The following is a 17,583-nucleotide window of genomic DNA, read 5'->3' as shown; positions in this document are numbered from 1 at the left end:
CAACAAAAGATCTTTATAAAGTCCAATCTAAATTTTCTTGTCATTTATTCTCACGCTTGGATTCAATTTTTCCGTCTCGCATGATAATCATATGGTCTGCGATATTTGCGATGATTGGAATGTGTGTCACAATTACCGTTGTTGTCTAACTTTTCATTCAGGTCGATCATCAATTTTAAGATCTCCTTACTTGTATGCTCATCGAGTGTACTCGTCGGCTCGTCACAAAACAGGACGTCTGGCTTCTTTGCTAGGGCACGGGCAATAGCTACATGCTGCTGCTGACCACGTGATAGCTCCAAAACGGAACTATCACGATTATCTTCTAACCCAACAAGACGAATCATTTCAAGGAAATGTGTCTCTTGTATGGAATTTTTAACATCGCTCCCACTTTCACATTTTGTGTGACATTCAAATTTTCCAATAAATTATATAATTGAAAAATAAATCCAAAATGTGCTTTACGTAGTTCAGCTAGTTGATTTGTATCCATACCGTTTACGGAAGTGGCATCGAAATTATATTCACCATGATCCAGGGAATCCAGACCTGCTAATTCATTTAGTAGAGTCGTTTTACCACTTCCCGAAGCACCCTAAATCACGATAATTTCTCCGCGTTTCACTTTGAGACTCACTTCATCAAAGGCACGGACTGTCTCAGTACCTTGCTGATAGTAGTTTACTCCACCTACCAAATTCAATAAAGTCATTATCTCACCACCAATGCTTCATTGATACGTAACTCTTGATTGACGTTCTTTAACTCTAGAATTGTCATCAACAGGTCAATTCCCATTTGTTTTTTCTACTTTCCAATATTGTCTTTTCAAATTGCCTCATATCAAATAAGTCTAACCATGAAAAAAGCTCCCGAAATCAACTTTGGGAGCTTTACTAAACTACAATTTTTCATGTCAATTTTACAAACAACAAAACCTAATGCATTAATTCTTTTCAGCCAAATAAAAATACTCTCGATCTAGCACCTTAAAATAAATCCAATAAGGAATCTGCCGATGCCCTGGAAGCAATGCATCTACAGCCTGCTGCTGCGTTTTGTAGCCCTTTGCTAACTCATCTATCTGCTTACCATAGGCTTTAACAATCACAGCATTAGTTGGTGTCGGTGGCCTTTGATTCTCACTAAGCGGATATTTTTCTCGAAGTTTCTTTCCAAACTTCGAAAGACTATCCCAGACTTTCGAGGGCAATGTCACCATGTATAATCTTTTAGCAGAAAAAGAAGAATCGTCCTTATATTCACGAAACACTTCTCGAACCATTTTTGCCGCAAAAATATGATCTGGGTGCCCATAATATCCCACAACATCATCGTAAGTGAGAATCGTCGTAGGTTTATATTTTTTTATTTGTTGATAAATATAATTTTTCAACTCGATTGGATTGACTTCAGAAAGCTTGGAATCTGGGAATTTTGCTTGAACAAGTGTTACGCCTAACGTTTTTGCTGCAAGCTCTCCTTCTTTCTCGCGTGCTTTTCCGAGCTCATCTTTCGAGACTACACCACCTGTTTTTCCTGCTTCTCCTTCCGTCAAAACAACCAACGTTACCTTAGCGTTTTCTTCGTGAATCTCCCGAAAAACTTCTCCAGAAACGGTAATCTCGTCATCTGGATGCGGAAAAATTAGCATCATTCGTTTTGGTGAATCTTTCGGAAGCAGAGAATTTGTAACAACTGCTTTTTTATCTAAAATTAGGTTATGTACGAATCCGAGTCCGATAGTCAGTATTATTAAAATAGTGAACAACACAATAAAGATTCGTCTAAAGAAATTGTTTAGCATATAACAGTTACCTTTCTTTCGATTTTGAAAAACTAATTCAGCGCATTTTTCCAAAGAAATAAGCGAATCGGTCTAGCTTGATTCGCCTAATTCATAAAAGTTCTAATCATAGTATTCTGACTAATTTTACGCTTTGCTAACTTTTTGACTTTTCTTTGATTTTTCAAATACCCACTCGTTTTGAATTTTGAAACTACTGAAAGAAAGCAATAAGTCCACAACAATTTTTAATATACTCGCTCCGCCGTGGAAGGCATCTTGTAGGAATGTAACACCATACGCTGAAATGATCATTTGAATCCCTGATAAAATATAGTAGCGTATGACAGACCTTGCAGAAGAATGTTTAAAAACAGTTTTTGCATTTAATATGTAATTAACGACTGATGAAATGACGCGTGAGATAATGCCAGCCCATAACACAGCCGCGCTTGTGCCAATCCTATGTTCTAATAAAAAAATAAATAGCACAAATAACCCATAGTCAACGACAAAAGAAATTAGAGACGATGATAAAAACTTAAAGAACACAAAATAAATTTTGATTGAATCCACAAGAGGATTAAAATGTGAACTGCTGTTTTTATCTAAATAAATTGTATCAATCGTTGTCTCCTTGATGTCAATCCCCTGCTGTTTACAGCCCAGGAGCATATTCAACTCATATTCAAATCTCGCACCAGACAAATTAAGTAAAAATTTCATATATGAAACGGGAATTCCACGTAAGCCCGTTTGTGTATCTGTAATAGACAAACCTGTTAGATATTTAAAAATTGAGCGAGTTAGTGTGTTTCCAAATCGACTACGGAACGGTATGTTTTCTTCTGAAAAATTTCGCACTCCTAAGATTAAATTATCTGGCGATGCCATTAAAGCTTTTGCCACTTGATTAATATCCTTCGGTGTATGCTGTCCGTCACAGTCTGCTGTCACAAGACCAGCCGAATTCGAGAAATTTTTTAAAAAATATGAAATCCCTGTCTTAAGAGCCATCCCTTTTCCTAGGTTTTGCGGGTGCTCAAGGACGGTACAACGATCTACTTGTCGTAAATTCTGAAAAATCCCATTGTACTTGGCATCACTACCATCGTTAACGACTATAATATGTGGGTTAAATTTAAGTTTCAATTCTTTAATCAAATTGATCAATCGATCATCTGGACTAAGAGCTGGTATTAAAATAACGGGAAATTGATACTGCATGTGATTCGCGTCCTCTCAATCATTTCCAATAACAATTCTAGTATCTCACACATTTTTACTGAATTGAACATTAATTTTATATTTTAAATAAGTTTATCCAATCGCAAAGTATATAATTAAAAATTTAATGGGTATAAATAAATCGATTAAATATTTGTGGCACATGAAAGTTTGGGAGTCTTGATTTTGTATCTCTTTATTAAAAGCAATTTTGCTTGCTCCTCAATGTGATTTATTTCGATCGAATCAAGTAGTAACAATGCTCATTTCATTCATTATATTAAAATGAATTGTAGAGTATTTACTAATATCATTATTGGCCCTAATACCGCAGATGCCACTTTAACTGACGTATTATTTGTTCTTTGTAGATAATCTTTCATACAAAAAGCACATAAAAATAGGATTACCTATGCAATAAACATACTTCAATTACCAATTTCTAATGTATAAATGGAAGAAAAGAAAAAAAGATCTTCTAAAATTTCTTAGAAGATCTTTTTTTGAATTTCCACTTAAATCCATGTTTCTAAAATAGTAATCCAAATTTTTATAGCTGTTATCCCAATTAATACAGCAAGAATTTTTTGTAACATTTTTACATTCATTTTTTTCCCTATTTTTGCTCCTAAAGGTGAAGCGACTACACTTGCAAGCACAACTATAATCGTTGGTATTATATCTACCTGACCAGTTGTAACCTTCCCAATCGTTACTCCTATAGATGAAATTAACGTAATCGCAAGTGATGATGCGATTGTTACACGTGTTGGAATTTTTAATACTGTCAACATAATTGGAACTAATAAGAATGCTCCTCCAGCACCAACTACACCAGCACTTACTCCAACAATGAATGCTAATGTAGCGGCAATCCATTTATTAAAAGTAAAGTTTTTTTCAATATTTATATCAATTTCCTTTTTTGGTACAAACATTAACACAACAGCAATTAATGCTAGGAAACCATAAACTAAATTAATGCCTTCTTCAGAAAGTAGGTTTGAACCAAATCCTCCTATAAAACTCCCTGCTAATACGCTAGTTCCCATATATAAAATTATTGTTTTATTTAGATATCCACTTTTACGATAACTTAAAACGCCACCAATCGTAGCAAAAAAAACTTGAATAGCAACTATTCCTGATACTTGATGCGCTGTAAAAGGTGAAAAACCTAATAAGGACGGAACATATAGTAGCATAGGAAAGTTAATGATGGCTCCACCAATTCCAACCATACCTGAAATGAAGGATCCGATAAACCCAATTAGTAGTAATAAAAGAATAAAAGTCCACTCCATTTTTATAACCTCCTAAATAGAGAAAGAAAGGCGCATTTATCTATGCGCCATGGTATTTATTTTAATTACTCTTTTTAATCCAAAATTTAAAAATATCATTATCCTCTTCATATTTTAATAACTCATGGCCTCCAGATGTTGCCCATGCTGAAAGATCATTTTTCGCTCCTTTATCAGTAGTATGAATTTCTAATACTTCACCAAATTCAATTTCATTCATCGCCTTTTTTGTTTTTACGATTGGCATGGGACAAGCTAAACCTTTTGCATCTAATACTTTTGTAATTTTCATTTTCTATATCCTCCTAAAAGTTATTATTATCGAACTGCACAACGATTTGGTCCAATTTCCATTTCACGTTGTTTCTCAACATTCGGAGTAATTTTCCCCATATTCGTTTCACGAATTTCTTGATATGCGTTTGGTTGTGGTGGTAAGTTTTCCGTCACAATTTTTCTAAATTCATTTTCATCAGCAATATTTAAACCGTGATTATTTGCAAACAATGTACCTAATTTTTCTGATACACTTCCATCATCATTTAGCTCATCAATAATCATAAAGTGAGCAGGAAGTACAATTAATTCCTCTGATAATTCTCTATATCGTTTATATAAACTTTCTCTTAAATCACCAACCCAATCTTCAGCCATTCCAGCTAAATCAGGACGCCCAATTGAATCAATGAATAAAATATCTCCTGATAATAAGAACTTTTCATCTACTACAAATGAAGTAGAACCTATTGTATGACCTGGTGAGTAGATTGCATGGATGTTGATTGATGTATTACCAATCATCACATTGTTACCACCTTCTAATGGTGAGTATTCGAATGTTACTTCTGTTGCATCTTTTGGCGGTAGCCAATATGTTGCATTTGAATTTTCTGCAATAACACGTCCACCTGAGATGTGATCCGCATGTAGATGAGTATCAAATACGTGTGTAATTTTTACACCTTTGTTTTTAGCAAAATTTAGATATACATCAGCCATTCTTGTTGAGTCAATAATAGCTGCCTCTCCATTTGAGATAACCATATATGAAAGACATCCTTTACCGATTCGAACAAACTGATAAATTTCACCACCATCATTTAAGTCCCCAATTTTTACAGGCTCTAAATACTCACTCCACTCCTTCATACCACCCTTTAAATATGAAACAGTTAAACCTGCGTCTGATAGCATCTCTGCAACCATAATTGATGAGCCTTCTTTTGCACATACAACTAAAACATCTTTATTAGAAGGAATTTTACCCAAAATTTCATCAACACCATCTAGTAAATCAAAGTATGGTACGTTTAAATAGTCAAAATTCTCTCCTTCAACTTTCCAGTCTTGAAAATCTGTTTCGTTTCGCACATCTAAAATAAATAGTTCTTCCTTATTAAATATTTTTTTTGTAACTTCTTTTGCAGTCATTGTATTTACAGTCATTCCAATACCCCCTATGGTATATTTTTAATTAAAAAAAATTTAAATGCATCTAATTTTTACAACGATTAATTAATTTGAAATTGAATTTGTCTCACCAGTCCACTGACTCATACCTGGTACCACATTCGAAACATCTGAAAAACCTTTTTCTGCTAACTTTTGTGCTGCAAGATCACTACGGCTTCCAGTTCGACAAATAACATAAATTTCAGTTTCTTTCTTTAATTCATCTAATCTTTCATCTAATTCACCTAACGGAATTGAAATAGCATTATGAATATGATTAAAAGCATATTCCGCTACTTCTCTTACATCTAAAATAATCATGTTTTCATTGTTTTTTAATTTCTTATCTAATTCTTCATTTGTTACAACAATTGGATGCTGCTTTTCATTTGTTTCAGAACTTGATGACTTTCTTAAATAATGCTTTAGAATTTCCCCTTCTTCAATTGTACCTAGATATTGATGTCCTGTACTTTCAGCCCATGCTTTTAAATCGGCCTTTGACCCTTTATCTGTTGCTTGAATTTCTAATATTAAACCCTCCTCAAGCTGATTCATCGCTTTTTTTGTCTTAACGATCGGCATTGGACATGCTAAGCCCTTTGCATCTATAAACATATTCACTTTAATATTCATCATTTAACCTCCTGGATTTGATAAAACTAAATTGTATAAATGCCTATTCCACTTTTCCTTCCCAAGAAAGCATTCCACCAGACATATTAATTACTTTAATACCATGACTTTCAAGAAATTCAGTAGCGCGACCACTTCGTCCACCAGAACGACAAACCATGATATATTCTTTTGATTTATCTATTTCATTCATACGAAACTCAATTAAACCTAAAGGCATGTTAACCGCTCCAGGAATTTTCCCTGTTTTTACTTCATCTACTTCTCGAACATCGATTATGTTTAAATCACTTTTCTCATTTAATAATAGTTCAAGCTCTTTTGCAGTCATTTCTTTCATTGTTATTCCCTCCATAATGTAATGTTTTATTTCCAAAGACTCATGCCACCTTTTACATTCGTAACTTGTTTAAACCCTTGTTTTTTAAGTTTTTTGCTTGCTTTACTACTTCTCATACCACTTTGACAGATCAATACAACTTCTTTTTCCTTTGAAAGTCCAGTTAGTTTTTCATCTAATTCATGTAGGGGTATGTTCTTAAATCCGCGAATACTTTTTGCACGATACTCAGCTGTTGTTCGTACATCGATAAATTGTTTATTTTTATCATTTAATTCTTTTCTTAACTCAGTAGTAGAAATTTGTCTAATCCCTTTTACGGGAAGAACACTTCTTACGAAAAATATGAATAAAAGACTTGGGATGATATATTTCAAATATTCCATCTAATTACCACCTTTTTTAAATAAATAAATTCACATTTCCTTCTTCTGCATCAGCCAAATAAGCTGCAACACCAGCATACTCGATATTATCTAACAGTTCTTTTTGTTGTAGCCCTAACAAATCCATCGTCATCGTACATGCCACTAACTTAACTTCTTGTTCCTGCGCCATTTCAATTAATTGAGGAAGAGATAGCGCATTATGCTTTTTCATTGCATTTTTAATTAGCTTTGGTCCAAATCCAGAAAAATTCATTTTAGAAAGACCCATTTTATCTGCACCTCTTGGCATCATTTTACTGAACATCTTTTCCAAGAAGCCTTTTTCTACAGCAATATTCTCATCGTTACGTAAAGCATTTAATCCCCAAAAAGTATGGAAAATTGTTACCTCGTGATCATATGCAACTGCACCATTTGCAATAATAAAAGCTGCCATAGCCTTATCATAATCTCCACTAAATAATACAATCGTTGTTTTTTTCTTTGTTGCCATTTGATTACCTCCATATCTTTTTATACCCTACGGGGTATTATATCCACTAAAAAAATATACCCATACCCCTATAGGTATATAATATTGTAAAAAAAATTAAAATCAATATATTTATTTGTTATCTACTTTTCACTAGCATGTTGACTGCTTCTGTAATAGCTTCTTTTGACTTATTAGCATTATTTTCTGCTTCTTGAACACATTCAACTAAGTTAGAACTTACTACTACTCCAACCGTACGATCGACTGCTGAGCGAATAGCTGATAATTGAGTTACGACTTCTTTACAGTCTTTATTTTCTTCCATCATCTTCAATATTCCTCGTATTTGACCTTCAATTCGTTTAATTCTATTTTTCATCTTATCGTCATATCTCATATAATTCCTCCTTTCCTACATTTTGAATTACTTACAATCACATGAAGTCAATGAATAACCTATAATTTTAAAACCTTGTTTACTAAGAAATCGAATACTTAAATTTTTTTCAAGTTTATTTGAAGCGACAATATGAATTTCAATATTTGAAATATCTTCATATGATCTTTTTAAATAGCCGATAGGAATATTCAAAGCATTTTTAATAGGCATTTTATTAGACTCATTATAATCTCTTACATCTATAATTTGAGTTGATTTTTTACTTATGATGGATGATGAATTTGTACATTTTATATGCCAAATTGGAAAATATCTAATATAAAATTTTCTTAAGATTAAACCCATAATTAATGTGAAAATAAGAAACAACTTGATACCTCACTTACAAAAAATAGTATGTTACAAAAGTGATTATATACCCTATGGGGTATGTCGTCAATAAATTACTTTTAAATCTAAAAAGCTCTTTTTAAATGTAAGCAGCGCACAAAAAATGATGAGCTGCCTTTTATTCATGAGGTTCCTTATCAATTCTTTCTTACATAGAACTTGATGATATTCTAATTTTTTTCAGGTTTTAAAATGATATGCACTGCTTTTTTTCACCAATCAGGAAGCTCATTTAGTGATTCTTTATCCGTTACAAGTAGTTTTAATTTTTGATTTTCACGTAGTCTACTTCTTAATTCATTTGTAGCAGTTTGCAAATAAAAATTTTAACCACGTTCAATTAATATGATTTCTGCGTCTTCATTTAGTCTTTTAAATCTTGTTTCAGATTTATTCCCTCTAGCAACTCCAACAATGACAATAATTAATTTTATTAGTAGTCCTCATGATAATTCCGCTTATTTTTATAAACCGTTTATACCTATTGGGGTATAATAAATTCAATAAAAAAATGTAAAGAGCCCTTAGATTATTCTCAGGGTCTTCACATTTTCAAAATTAATTCTTTTGGACAGTTTCTACTGTCCTTATATGACATTACATGCAACATACCCTACTAGGTTTACGGAATCTTTTCCTGAAGAATAATCTGGTGCATGAGCAATCATTTAATCCTGCCTTAAATGGTGTAGCAATTACACCAATTCGATTATCAACACCCTCTCTGGCCCAGTGGACACTGAAAGCCAAGCACTAATTGCTGCAAAAATCCGGAGCCATATGCCACGATCTGATTGGAAGCTATCTTTCTTGTTAAGTGTAAACAAATATTATAAAAATGAAATGAAAAAAGAAAGAATTTTCTGAAAAATCTTCCCGTGAATTTTTCAGTTACTTAGAAGGGAGGTATTACTTATTCTCTAAAAATCCTTTTCCATACTGTCCATGTTCATTAATAGAAGAAAAAAGCGTCAAACCGGGATTCTAGCAGGAATTTGACGCTTTTACAAATGCATATGAGAGTCGCTCTGTTGCCCCTCTCAAACTTATGTGAAATGTTTATTTTATTCAACATCGTTCAATCAATTATTGAAATTTCCAATACCCATCCAACATTTCAAAAAAACGACTTTGATTCGTGTTCATAATATTCACTAAGAAAGGAGTTTCCCCTTTTTCTTTTAAAATCTTAGCTGCAGGACCTTCTCCAAAAGGTGTACAAAATAATAAATTAGTACCGCTCAATTTTAATATTCTGCAACGTGCATTGATTTCCGTATCTATATACTCTTCACCTTGTTTAAGGTCAAACAAATGCTTCCAAACTTCTAAAGTCTTTTCCAAATTATTTACAACAAAACCAACACTTTCTAATTTGGCTTCGCCTAATTCGTGTGATCCTATTAGGCCTTGGTGTTCTAGTTCTGAATACCTTTCTTCATCTGTTTTTTCCCATTCAATAAAAAATGGTAAAAGAACCTTTTGTTCCTTGGATTCAGGGAATAACAATGACCACTTGATTAATTGACCATCAGCACGAATTCTCTCTCCAGTAAGAGGTCCGTATACTTTAAGTCCTTCTGATTTAAGCTTTATTGCTAATTCTTCAATTTGATTTGTTCGGATCGCTATGGTCGCAGGACCTTCTCGATTTTCTTTTGCAAGCTGTTCAACGATTTGGGTAATCAATCGATTTTCATCATGTTTTTCCGCGATTGATAAATTTTCAATTCCTAAAAATTCAATATAATTTAAGCCAAAATAACTTAGAGTATTATATGTTCCCCAAGATTTATGTCGGCCTCCGTTCGCAACATGAATTCCTTTTTGTTTTAAAGGTAAAATTGCTTCTTCAGGTTTCTTAAAGAACCAAACAAGGTGATCAAAGGACAAATTCATTTTAGTACTCCTTTCAGCAGGTCATTTAAACCCGCTCTCACTATGTGTACTTCTCCTTCTGACAGTGTCTATGTTGTATAAACGAAACTATGAAAAGGTCATTCCTATTAATATTTCTCCATTTTGCTTGAGCTTCCCTATATGAAAATATATCTTTTTATGGTTGAGGAAAATTTTCAAATTTCATTTTTTAAAATTGAAAAAAATGACTTTGTTTCTTCGTCTGTCTTACCTGAATTATATAAGCGTAGTTTCTTTTTCTAATTCACGATGCAATACTTGTCCTAATAGCTTTATACCTTCTGAAATTTTTTCTTTAGGCATATTCGAGTAATTTAATCGTAATGTATTTTTCTTTGTTCCATTTGGAAAAAATGGAGCTCCAGGAACAAACGCAACATTATTTTCCAAACATTTAGTGAATAATTCCCCAGAATCAAGATGTTCTGGAAGTTCAACCCAAATAAATAATCCACCTTCTGGCGTGCTATAGTTTATACTTTTTGGGAAATATTCTTTGATACAAGATAACATAGTTGTGCATCTTTCTTTATAAACAACTTTAATTTTATTGATGTGTTCTTCGATATTGTATAGCTCCAAATACTTAGCTGTAATTCTTTGAGCAAAGCTATCAGTATGTAAGTCGGCAGTTTGCTTAAAAGCAACGTATTTTTCAATGAAAGATTCATCAGCACAAATCCACCCAAGTCGAAGACCTGGTGTAAAATCTTTGAGAAAGTACTTAAATAAATAACTCTATTCTCTGTGTCAAAAAATTTCACAGGAGGAAGCTCCTCTCCAGCAAACCTTATAGCTCCATAAGGATTATCCTCTATAATCAGCACATCATATTGATTAGCAAGTTCAATCATTCTTTTGCGTCTTTCTAGTTTTAATGTACGGCCAGTAGGATTTTGGAAATCTGGAATCGTATAAATAAATTTTGTATTAGAGTTCTCTTGTAATTTTTTCTCTAGCTCCTCCATAATCATTCCATCATCATCCATCGCTACTTCAACAAATTTAGGATTGTATAACTTAAATGCATTGATTGCAGCAAGATAGGTTGGGCTTTCACAAATAATCGTATCTCCCTCATTGATAAATAGTCTTCCAGTAAGGTCGATTGCTTGCTGGGATCCTGATGTTATAAGAATGTTTTCAATTTTAGGATGAATTCCAAGTGTACCCATCCTTTGACAAATTGCTTGTCTTAAAGGTATGTATCCTTCAGTCGTGCTATATTGTAGTGAAGCTGCACCTTGTTCATTCAATACTGCATTGCATGCATCCTTTAGGGCTTCAACAGGAAATAGCTCTGGTGCAGGCAGACCACCAGCAAAAGAAATAACTTCGGGTCTTTCTGTAACTTTCAATATTTCACGAGTCTCAGATGAGTTTACTAATTCAGTTCGATTAGAAAATTTATTTTCCACTTAAAACCATTCCTTTTTTTATAATTTGTGAGTGATTACATTTAAGCATATTCTAAAATTATTATTCGCTAACCTATAATCATTAAACCAATCATTCTATAAAACTATTTCTATTCATATAATTCACCATATTTTCAAACATCTTAACATGCACGAAAAAGCCATACAACATTATAATTGTATGGCACACAATTTTATGATAAGCGTTACCTAAGTAATTTTAATTAAGATTTTTTAGTAAACCTTTAAGAATAATCAATCCTCGCTCAAGCTCTTCATGGGTTTCTGCTGCACTGATTGAAACCCTAACAGCCCGCTCTGGACAACTATTTCCAACGACAAAACGTTCTGCCGCATACACTTGTACACCTTGTTGTGCAGCTAATTTTTCAAATTCAGCACCAGTTATGTTTCCCGGTAATAGCAACCAACGAAACATACCTGTTTCAGAACCTAAACAAGTATATTCTGACAAATGTTTATTTACGATTTTGTTTCTAAGTATCGCTTCATCTTGGTGAACCTTAATGATGTTTTCAAATTCATTGGAAACTATCGTACGTGCCGCTAATTCTGAAAATAACGGAGAAACTGATATATTTAAATTATAAAGTGCCTTTGAAATTGACTCTTTTAATCGACTCGGTACCGCTACATAGGCTAACCGTAACCCAGGTGCTATTGATTTCGATAAACTCGAAATATAGATAACTTGTTCTGGTGCAAAGGATGCTACTGCTGGAATTGGTTTTTCATTGAGGAGATTATATGCCGCATCTTCAATGATGAACTGATTATATATTTTAGCAATTGATGCAATCTTTTTGCGATTCTCTACAGACATACAAGTAGTTGTTGGATTATGATAATCTGGGATCAAATAAATACCTTTGATGTTGTCATGTTTACACGCATATTCAAAGGCATTTGGACTCATTTCATTATTCTCTGACTTAATTGGCACAATTTGCACACTAAGCAGTGCTGCAATCGTTTTTAATCCAGGATAAGTATGATGATCAGCACCTATGCGATCACCAGGCTTACAAAGACTTGCTAGTGTTGCAGCAATCGCATTTTGCCCCCCATTTGCAAATAAAATATGATCAACTGTCGTTTCATATCCACCTCTTCGGATTAGCTTGATCGCTGCATCCTTTTGCCAAATGCTTTCTCCTGCTCTACCGTACCCAAACCATTTTTCATAATCTGTCTCTTGCAGCATATTTTTCAGTTTGAGTACTAATGGCTCGTATGAAGCATTGTATGGAAGTGTTGCGCCCATTTCGATTAAATGCTTCGGTTTAGTATCTTCAAGTAAATACGCATTCGATAAAGCATCATAGGATACAAATGTTCCACTTCCAACCGTTGCACTTAACAACCCCTTTAACTCACACACTTTAAACGCTTTTGAAATGGTACTGAGATTTAAATCTAAATAATCGGCCAGTTCACGCTGTGGGGGAAGTTTTGTTCCTGGTAATAAAACACTATTTAAAATATCCTCTTCCAATTGCCATGCTATCGCCTGATAGATGGGCTTTTTATTTTTATCAATCGATGGCTTCCAGCTCATCGGATAGTTTTCGAAAGAATTAATCGACATCATACCCATCCTTTTTTCACACAATTATATTATTGTATGGTTTATAGTACAAATATAAGTATCCTTTTAATGTTAACTCTATATCATCTACTTAACATTCACTCTAGCAATGGCATAATTTCTTTATTTGTGACTAATAACAAATTGATAACAAACCTCTATCATATTAATTTAACATTTGAAATTGAAGTACTCTTTATTTTCTTAAAAGCTAATAATCTAGTTCCTACTCTTATCCTTTTTAGAAGACACAATAAATAATGAATTATCTTTACAAATTAGCGGCATATGATATACTCTTTATTTGGTTTAACTAGATTAGTTTTCAAAGGAGTAACTTCATGAGTATTCAAAACGTGTATCTTTCGATCAAACAAGGAGAAACAGCCACAAACCAGAATAGATTTCCTATTACATATAATGAAACATTGCTAGGGCGTACGTGGGATAATGAATTCCCAGATATTCCTTTTACAAGTCAATATATTTCAAGAAAACATGCTTTAATTAGTTTTGATAAAGAAGAAAATTACACAATCGTTGATCTCATGAGTAAACATGGTACACAAGTAAATCATATTTTAATAGAGAAAAACAAACCATTTTTCCTTCGTGATGGCGATTGTATCAGTCTTGCAAGTGGTGCCGCTGTACTTATTTTTCATAATCTATCAGAGCAGAACCTTGGAGACACACTTGAAATGCCGTTAATCTTAGATAAACACATAAACGATTTCAAGGGTTTAACTGTGAATATAGTTAAGAGAGAAATTTTAATTGATGGCGTGAGAATCCATCTAACTAGTAAAGATACAGAATTATTTTTGTTGTTATATCAAAGAGCCAATAGCGCAGTTAGCTATAGTGAAATTAAAATAAATGTTTGGCCAGAACGAATGTCTAATGATATTGACCAGCCTGATGTAGGACGGGAAGAAATTAATACCCTTTTATATAGATTACGTAAAAAATTAGGTAAATACGGTCAATTGATAGTTTCTGTGCCTCGATATGGATATATGTTTGAACAAGAGGAACTGTAATGATTAAACGAATGAAAAAGAGTGTAGAATTTTAAAAAATCTACACTCTTTTTAGCATATTATTATATTTACATTTTAGTTATTAACTAAAAATAGTTATTTATTTTCCTATTAATTAGATAGCTTATAATAAATCAGATTTTACTTTTTTCTCTAAAATCGTTAATTCAATATAAATTGCAATAAAAGAGCACAATGAACCAACTAAAAGAAATATTGCGCATACATATACAGGTAGAATTAACAGAATGTACCCTAATAAAGTTACAGCAGCCATTAATAAATAAAACATTACAATTCACCCTTTTTCACATTAATTAAATTAAAACCAAATCGTCTATAAAAAAATTTATGTACTCATGTAAAGGTATTACATCAGGCTTTGTTACTCAATATCACATTGGTAACAAAACAGTAACATTTTAAAATTAATAACTTTTTACATTTTCCTTTTTATTTAAGAACTCAATTTGTTGTTTTTGAAAAAAGAAAAATTTTCGTTTAAATAAATTCATGAACAAATTCTAATACTAATCTACAGAGGTGATAATATGACTAAATGGAATGAACAAGCAGCAGCAAATAATAATTTGCCATCTAGCACAATTCGTTCATCTGAGCTTTTTTTAGGTAAGAAAGCAGATCATGAAATAGGTAAGAAAGCAGACCATGAATTTTCAGAAGATCTTTCTGATGGCGGAGAAAGAAATGAAAATATTGAGAAGCTAATCAATGATTCTAAGATGAAATAATTGATGCAACACTGTTTCTCAACAGAAAAAAGAGCTAATCGGATATTTGCCGATAAGCTCTTTTTAATTTACATTTAGTTTTTAACATTTTTAGGATTATAAATTGAATAATGGTCTAAAATTAGATTTTTATTCTTTAAAGGGAAAACCAATTTAAGTTTATATGTTCCAACTGAATAAGTTAATATTTTTTCGTTATTTGAGGTAGTAACTTCTGAACTTGGTGAGCCAAAGTAACTTTTTACATTCGTAATAGATAAATAGTTTAACTGAGGATCAAAAGAGCGTAATTCAAATATAGGATGGCCTTTTTGATAACCAACTACAACATTTCTTTTTGTATATGTGTTATATGTGCCTTTTGCAGCGGCCACATATATGCTACTGTCTTCTTTACCCCATTTACTTTTTATTGAATCAATAGTTGTATTCATTACATTAAATTCTGCATTGATTATTTTTCCTTCTTTAGCGTTTGTTGAAATACTTTTTAATATTGTGTACTGTATAGAATTGGCTTTCTTAATTTCGTTATTTAAATTTGTCACATTAACAGGCTGAACTTTATTATTGTTTAGTTTATATTTTTGTTTTAAAGATAGAATTTTATATACACTTTTATTAATTGTGTCTTCTGATATTTTGTGATTTATTACAGCTGAATAGATGCTATTATAAATAGTTTTAACATTTTGATTGCCATGTCCGATCAAAATAATATTACTTCCGGCATTAATAGATGTTACTGCTGCATTACTTAAGTTATAGTGTTTAGCTATAGCTCCCATTGACATATCATCAGTTATTACGACTCCATTATACCCATATTGTTTTCGTAAAAGATCCGTTATCACTGCTTTAGACATAGAAGCTGGATATTTAGAATCTACTTTTTTTACTAAAATGTGTGCTACCATTAGCATATCTGCATGATTTTTGATTGCATTATCGAAAGGAACTAACTCGAATTTCTTCAAACTTGATAAGTCTTTGTTCACAATTGGAAGTTCTAAATGAGAATCTACTGAAGTATCCCCATGCCCAGGGAAATGTTTAATAACAGGAATTGTGTTTCCTTTTCGAATTCCTTCCATCATTCCCTCACCAATTTTTGAAACGGTACTTGAATTTGTACCATAAGAACGATCTCCGATTACTGTATTTTTAGGATTACTTTGAATATCTAATACTGGTGAAAAGTCAGTATTGAATCCAAATGAAGATATTTCTTTTGAAATCATATTCCCTATATTATAAGCGTATTGTACATTATTTTTATTTCCAATTGTTCTTGCAGCTGGTGTATTAATAACCGTGGAAGGCATCCGATTTACCCTACCGCCTTCTTGATCGACGGATATAAATAAAGGAACCTTGTTATTTTTATTGTATGTTTTTATATCATTTGTTAATTTTACTAATTGACTTGGACTTTTTATATTTGTTCCAAAAAGTATTACGCCGCCTAATTTATAATTTTTTAAAAGTGTATCTGCATTACTCGATGTTGTACCATCAAAACCTGCAATAATCATTTGACCAATTTTTTCTTTAAGCGTTAATTTATTTAGTTCAACAAGGACTGGGTCAGTTTTTGCAACAGTTACATTTTTCTTTAAAGTAGATCCAGTATTATTAGCCGTACTTTCATTTTTTTGAGCATTAACTACCATACAACCAGATAACAATAGGAAACTACTAATCGCAATCACTGATAATCTTTTAATCTTATTTTTCATAATTTCACCTCTAAATTCAATATAGTAAAAATGTCAATATTGTCTTCGGAAAAATTATAGCAAATAAATGTTTCAAAATTGTAAATAATTTGTAAGAAATCTATAATCTAATTCAAATCTAATTTTAAATCCAGTTATGTTTAATCATGTGTACGCCTTCAAATACTGGATTTATATGAGAATATTCGTTAAATCATTTTTCAATTGATTGTGTGATTGTCGTTTTAATGATTTTATGTGAAACATTTAGCCAAGTGTCAGAACACAAAAAATCCTTATAGAACTGAGTTTTATAAGGATTTTTTCTTTTTCCGACAGAAGACACCTTCCTCAAGGAACCTAAAGGGTAAAGCCCAGTGAGTAGGTGGGAGATTAATGTCGGTTGGCTTTAGCCTATCCATTCTTGCAGAAGTAGAAGTACAATCACTGAAGAAAGCTGAATCATCTATTGGTATAGACTTAGGCATCACTGATTTTGCAATTTTTTCTGACGGTCGCAAGATTGATAACAATAAATTCACTTCCAAAATGGGAAAGAAACTAAAACGCGAACAGCGAAAACTTTCAAGACGTGCGTTAATAGCTAAAAAAAATGGGTTTAACCTTCTTTATGCAAAAAACTATCAGAAACAAAAACGAAAAATTGCTAGATTACACGAAAGAGTAATGAATCAACGTGACGATTTTCTTAACAAGTTGA

18 protein-coding genes and 3 pseudogenes are annotated in these 17,583 nt (G+C 32.4%); 3 read left to right on the top strand and 18 right to left on the bottom strand.

The genetic code is table 11. The features are described from left to right. Positions 1 to 62: 62 nt before the first annotated feature. The 16 genes and pseudogenes from CN601_RS27965 to CN601_RS00235 form a co-directional block, all read right to left on the bottom strand. On the bottom strand, positions 63 to 371 hold the full coding sequence (locus CN601_RS27965; protein ID WP_373604943.1) for an ATP-binding cassette domain-containing protein: 309 nt from the start codon (positions 369 to 371) through the stop codon (positions 63 to 65). Next, positions 344 to 586 (bottom strand): annotated as a pseudogene (locus CN601_RS27960) (ATP-binding cassette domain-containing protein); the annotation flags it as partial. The pseudogene CN601_RS27960 and the gene CN601_RS27965, both read right to left, overlap by 28 nt. A gap of 363 nt (positions 587 to 949) precedes the next feature. Next, complete coding sequence (locus CN601_RS00300; protein ID WP_098118348.1) at positions 950 to 1,810, bottom strand: PIG-L deacetylase family protein; 861 nt, start codon at positions 1,808 to 1,810, stop codon at positions 950 to 952. Positions 1,811 to 1,936: 126 nt separating this feature from the next. Continuing rightward, positions 1,937 to 3,016 carry a bifunctional glycosyltransferase family 2/GtrA family protein gene (locus tag CN601_RS00295; RefSeq protein ID WP_098118347.1) on the bottom strand — a complete coding sequence of 360 codons (1,080 nt, stop codon included), beginning with the start codon at positions 3,014 to 3,016 and terminating at the stop codon, positions 1,937 to 1,939. A 515-nt stretch (positions 3,017 to 3,531) separates the two neighbouring features. Further along, positions 3,532 to 4,320: a sulfite exporter TauE/SafE family protein gene (locus CN601_RS00290; RefSeq protein WP_098169611.1), complete on the bottom strand. Its 789-nt coding sequence runs from the start codon at positions 4,318 to 4,320 to the stop codon at positions 3,532 to 3,534. A gap of 61 nt (positions 4,321 to 4,381) precedes the next feature. Beyond that, on the bottom strand, positions 4,382 to 4,612 hold the full coding sequence (locus tag CN601_RS00285) for a sulfurtransferase TusA family protein (protein WP_098169610.1): 231 nt from the start codon (positions 4,610 to 4,612) through the stop codon (positions 4,382 to 4,384). Positions 4,613 to 4,638: 26 nt separating this feature from the next. Further along, positions 4,639 to 5,788 (bottom strand): annotated as a pseudogene (locus tag CN601_RS00280) (MBL fold metallo-hydrolase). A 47-nt stretch (positions 5,789 to 5,835) separates the two neighbouring features. Next, the gene (locus CN601_RS00275) at positions 5,836 to 6,411 is read right to left on the bottom strand and encodes a sulfurtransferase TusA family protein (RefSeq protein WP_098169608.1); all 576 of its coding nucleotides are present in this window, start codon (positions 6,409 to 6,411) and stop codon (positions 5,836 to 5,838) included. 40 nt (positions 6,412 to 6,451) lie between these two features. Further along, positions 6,452 to 6,748, bottom strand: coding sequence for a rhodanese-like domain-containing protein (locus tag CN601_RS00270; protein ID WP_098169669.1), 297 nt, complete (start codon positions 6,746 to 6,748; stop codon positions 6,452 to 6,454). Between the two features lie 26 nt (positions 6,749 to 6,774). After that, entirely contained in the window at positions 6,775 to 7,134 is a 360-nt protein-coding gene (locus tag CN601_RS00265; RefSeq protein WP_098118342.1) for a rhodanese-like domain-containing protein, read from the bottom strand. A 16-nt stretch (positions 7,135 to 7,150) separates the two neighbouring features. Then, positions 7,151 to 7,630 (bottom strand): DsrE/DsrF/DrsH-like family protein, encoded by a 480-nt coding sequence (locus CN601_RS00260; RefSeq protein WP_098169607.1) that lies wholly within the window; start codon positions 7,628 to 7,630, stop codon positions 7,151 to 7,153. 118 nt (positions 7,631 to 7,748) lie between these two features. Further along, on the bottom strand, positions 7,749 to 8,009 hold the full coding sequence (locus CN601_RS00255; RefSeq protein ID WP_098169606.1) for a metal-sensitive transcriptional regulator: 261 nt from the start codon (positions 8,007 to 8,009) through the stop codon (positions 7,749 to 7,751). A gap of 1,479 nt (positions 8,010 to 9,488) precedes the next feature. Beyond that, complete coding sequence (locus CN601_RS00245; protein ID WP_098169605.1) at positions 9,489 to 10,301, bottom strand: VOC family protein; 813 nt, start codon at positions 10,299 to 10,301, stop codon at positions 9,489 to 9,491. A gap of 237 nt (positions 10,302 to 10,538) precedes the next feature. Beyond that, on the bottom strand, positions 10,539 to 10,982 hold the full coding sequence (locus CN601_RS27315) for an aminotransferase class I/II-fold pyridoxal phosphate-dependent enzyme (RefSeq protein ID WP_257131565.1): 444 nt from the start codon (positions 10,980 to 10,982) through the stop codon (positions 10,539 to 10,541). Positions 10,983 to 11,086: 104 nt separating this feature from the next. Then, positions 11,087 to 11,740 (bottom strand): annotated as a pseudogene (locus tag CN601_RS27310) (aminotransferase-like domain-containing protein); the annotation flags it as partial. A gap of 220 nt (positions 11,741 to 11,960) precedes the next feature. Next, positions 11,961 to 13,349: an aminotransferase-like domain-containing protein gene (locus CN601_RS00235; protein WP_098169604.1), complete on the bottom strand. Its 1,389-nt coding sequence runs from the start codon at positions 13,347 to 13,349 to the stop codon at positions 11,961 to 11,963. A 341-nt stretch (positions 13,350 to 13,690) separates the two neighbouring features. Here CN601_RS00235 and CN601_RS00230 point away from each other — a divergent pair, with 341 nt between their 5' ends. Further along, positions 13,691 to 14,392: an FHA domain-containing protein gene (locus tag CN601_RS00230; protein WP_098118335.1), complete on the top strand. Its 702-nt coding sequence runs from the start codon at positions 13,691 to 13,693 to the stop codon at positions 14,390 to 14,392. Between the two features lie 124 nt (positions 14,393 to 14,516). Here CN601_RS00230 and CN601_RS26700 read toward each other — a convergent pair whose 3' ends face one another. Continuing rightward, on the bottom strand, positions 14,517 to 14,684 hold the full coding sequence (locus CN601_RS26700) for a hypothetical protein (RefSeq protein ID WP_179865370.1): 168 nt from the start codon (positions 14,682 to 14,684) through the stop codon (positions 14,517 to 14,519). Between the two features lie 259 nt (positions 14,685 to 14,943). Between CN601_RS26700 and CN601_RS00225 the strand changes: the two genes are divergently transcribed. Then, positions 14,944 to 15,144 (top strand): hypothetical protein, encoded by a 201-nt coding sequence (locus CN601_RS00225; protein ID WP_098118334.1) that lies wholly within the window; start codon positions 14,944 to 14,946, stop codon positions 15,142 to 15,144. Positions 15,145 to 15,218: 74 nt separating this feature from the next. Here the strand turns inward: CN601_RS00225 and nagZ are convergent, their stop codons facing one another. Beyond that, positions 15,219 to 16,883: a beta-N-acetylhexosaminidase gene (gene nagZ, locus CN601_RS00220; RefSeq protein ID WP_098169603.1), complete on the bottom strand. Its 1,665-nt coding sequence runs from the start codon at positions 16,881 to 16,883 to the stop codon at positions 15,219 to 15,221. Positions 16,884 to 17,258: 375 nt separating this feature from the next. Between nagZ and CN601_RS00215 the strand changes: the two genes are divergently transcribed. Continuing rightward, positions 17,259 to 17,583: transposase (locus tag CN601_RS00215; protein WP_257131562.1), on the top strand; the 325-nt coding region annotated here is incomplete at its 3' end.

It is taken from the genome of Bacillus sp. AFS017336, from assembly GCF_002555445.1.
Classification (GTDB): domain Bacteria; phylum Bacillota; class Bacilli; order Bacillales; family Bacillaceae_G; genus Gottfriedia.
The sequence above is the reverse complement of the archived record's forward strand: the minus strand, read 5'-3'. Positions and strand labels throughout refer to the sequence as shown.

Excerpts from the sequence above, each read along its gene's own strand:
- CN601_RS00300 (WP_098118348.1), bottom strand. The coding sequence starts at position 1,810 with ATGCTAAACAATTTCTTTAGACGAATCTTTATTGTGTTGTTCACTATT.
- CN601_RS00295 (WP_098118347.1), bottom strand. The coding sequence starts at position 3,016 with ATGCAGTATCAATTTCCCGTTATTTTAATACCAGCTCTTAGTCCAGAT.
- CN601_RS00290 (WP_098169611.1), bottom strand. The coding sequence starts at position 4,320 with ATGGAGTGGACTTTTATTCTTTTATTACTACTAATTGGGTTTATCGGA.
- CN601_RS00285 (WP_098169610.1), bottom strand. The coding sequence starts at position 4,612 with ATGAAAATTACAAAAGTATTAGATGCAAAAGGTTTAGCTTGTCCCATG.
- CN601_RS00275 (WP_098169608.1), bottom strand. The coding sequence starts at position 6,411 with ATGATGAATATTAAAGTGAATATGTTTATAGATGCAAAGGGCTTAGCA.
- CN601_RS00270 (WP_098169669.1), bottom strand. The coding sequence starts at position 6,748 with ATGAAAGAAATGACTGCAAAAGAGCTTGAACTATTATTAAATGAGAAA.
- CN601_RS00265 (WP_098118342.1), bottom strand. The coding sequence starts at position 7,134 with ATGGAATATTTGAAATATATCATCCCAAGTCTTTTATTCATATTTTTC.
- CN601_RS00260 (WP_098169607.1), bottom strand. The coding sequence starts at position 7,630 with ATGGCAACAAAGAAAAAAACAACGATTGTATTATTTAGTGGAGATTAT.
- CN601_RS00255 (WP_098169606.1), bottom strand. The coding sequence starts at position 8,009 with ATGAGATATGACGATAAGATGAAAAATAGAATTAAACGAATTGAAGGT.
- CN601_RS00245 (WP_098169605.1), bottom strand. The coding sequence starts at position 10,301 with ATGAATTTGTCCTTTGATCACCTTGTTTGGTTCTTTAAGAAACCTGAA.
- CN601_RS00235 (WP_098169604.1), bottom strand. The coding sequence starts at position 13,349 with ATGTCGATTAATTCTTTCGAAAACTATCCGATGAGCTGGAAGCCATCG.
- CN601_RS00230 (WP_098118335.1), top strand. The coding sequence starts at position 13,691 with ATGAGTATTCAAAACGTGTATCTTTCGATCAAACAAGGAGAAACAGCC.
- CN601_RS26700 (WP_179865370.1), bottom strand. The coding sequence starts at position 14,684 with ATGTTTTATTTATTAATGGCTGCTGTAACTTTATTAGGGTACATTCTG.
- CN601_RS00225 (WP_098118334.1), top strand. The coding sequence starts at position 14,944 with ATGACTAAATGGAATGAACAAGCAGCAGCAAATAATAATTTGCCATCT.
- nagZ (WP_098169603.1), bottom strand. The coding sequence starts at position 16,883 with ATGAAAAATAAGATTAAAAGATTATCAGTGATTGCGATTAGTAGTTTC.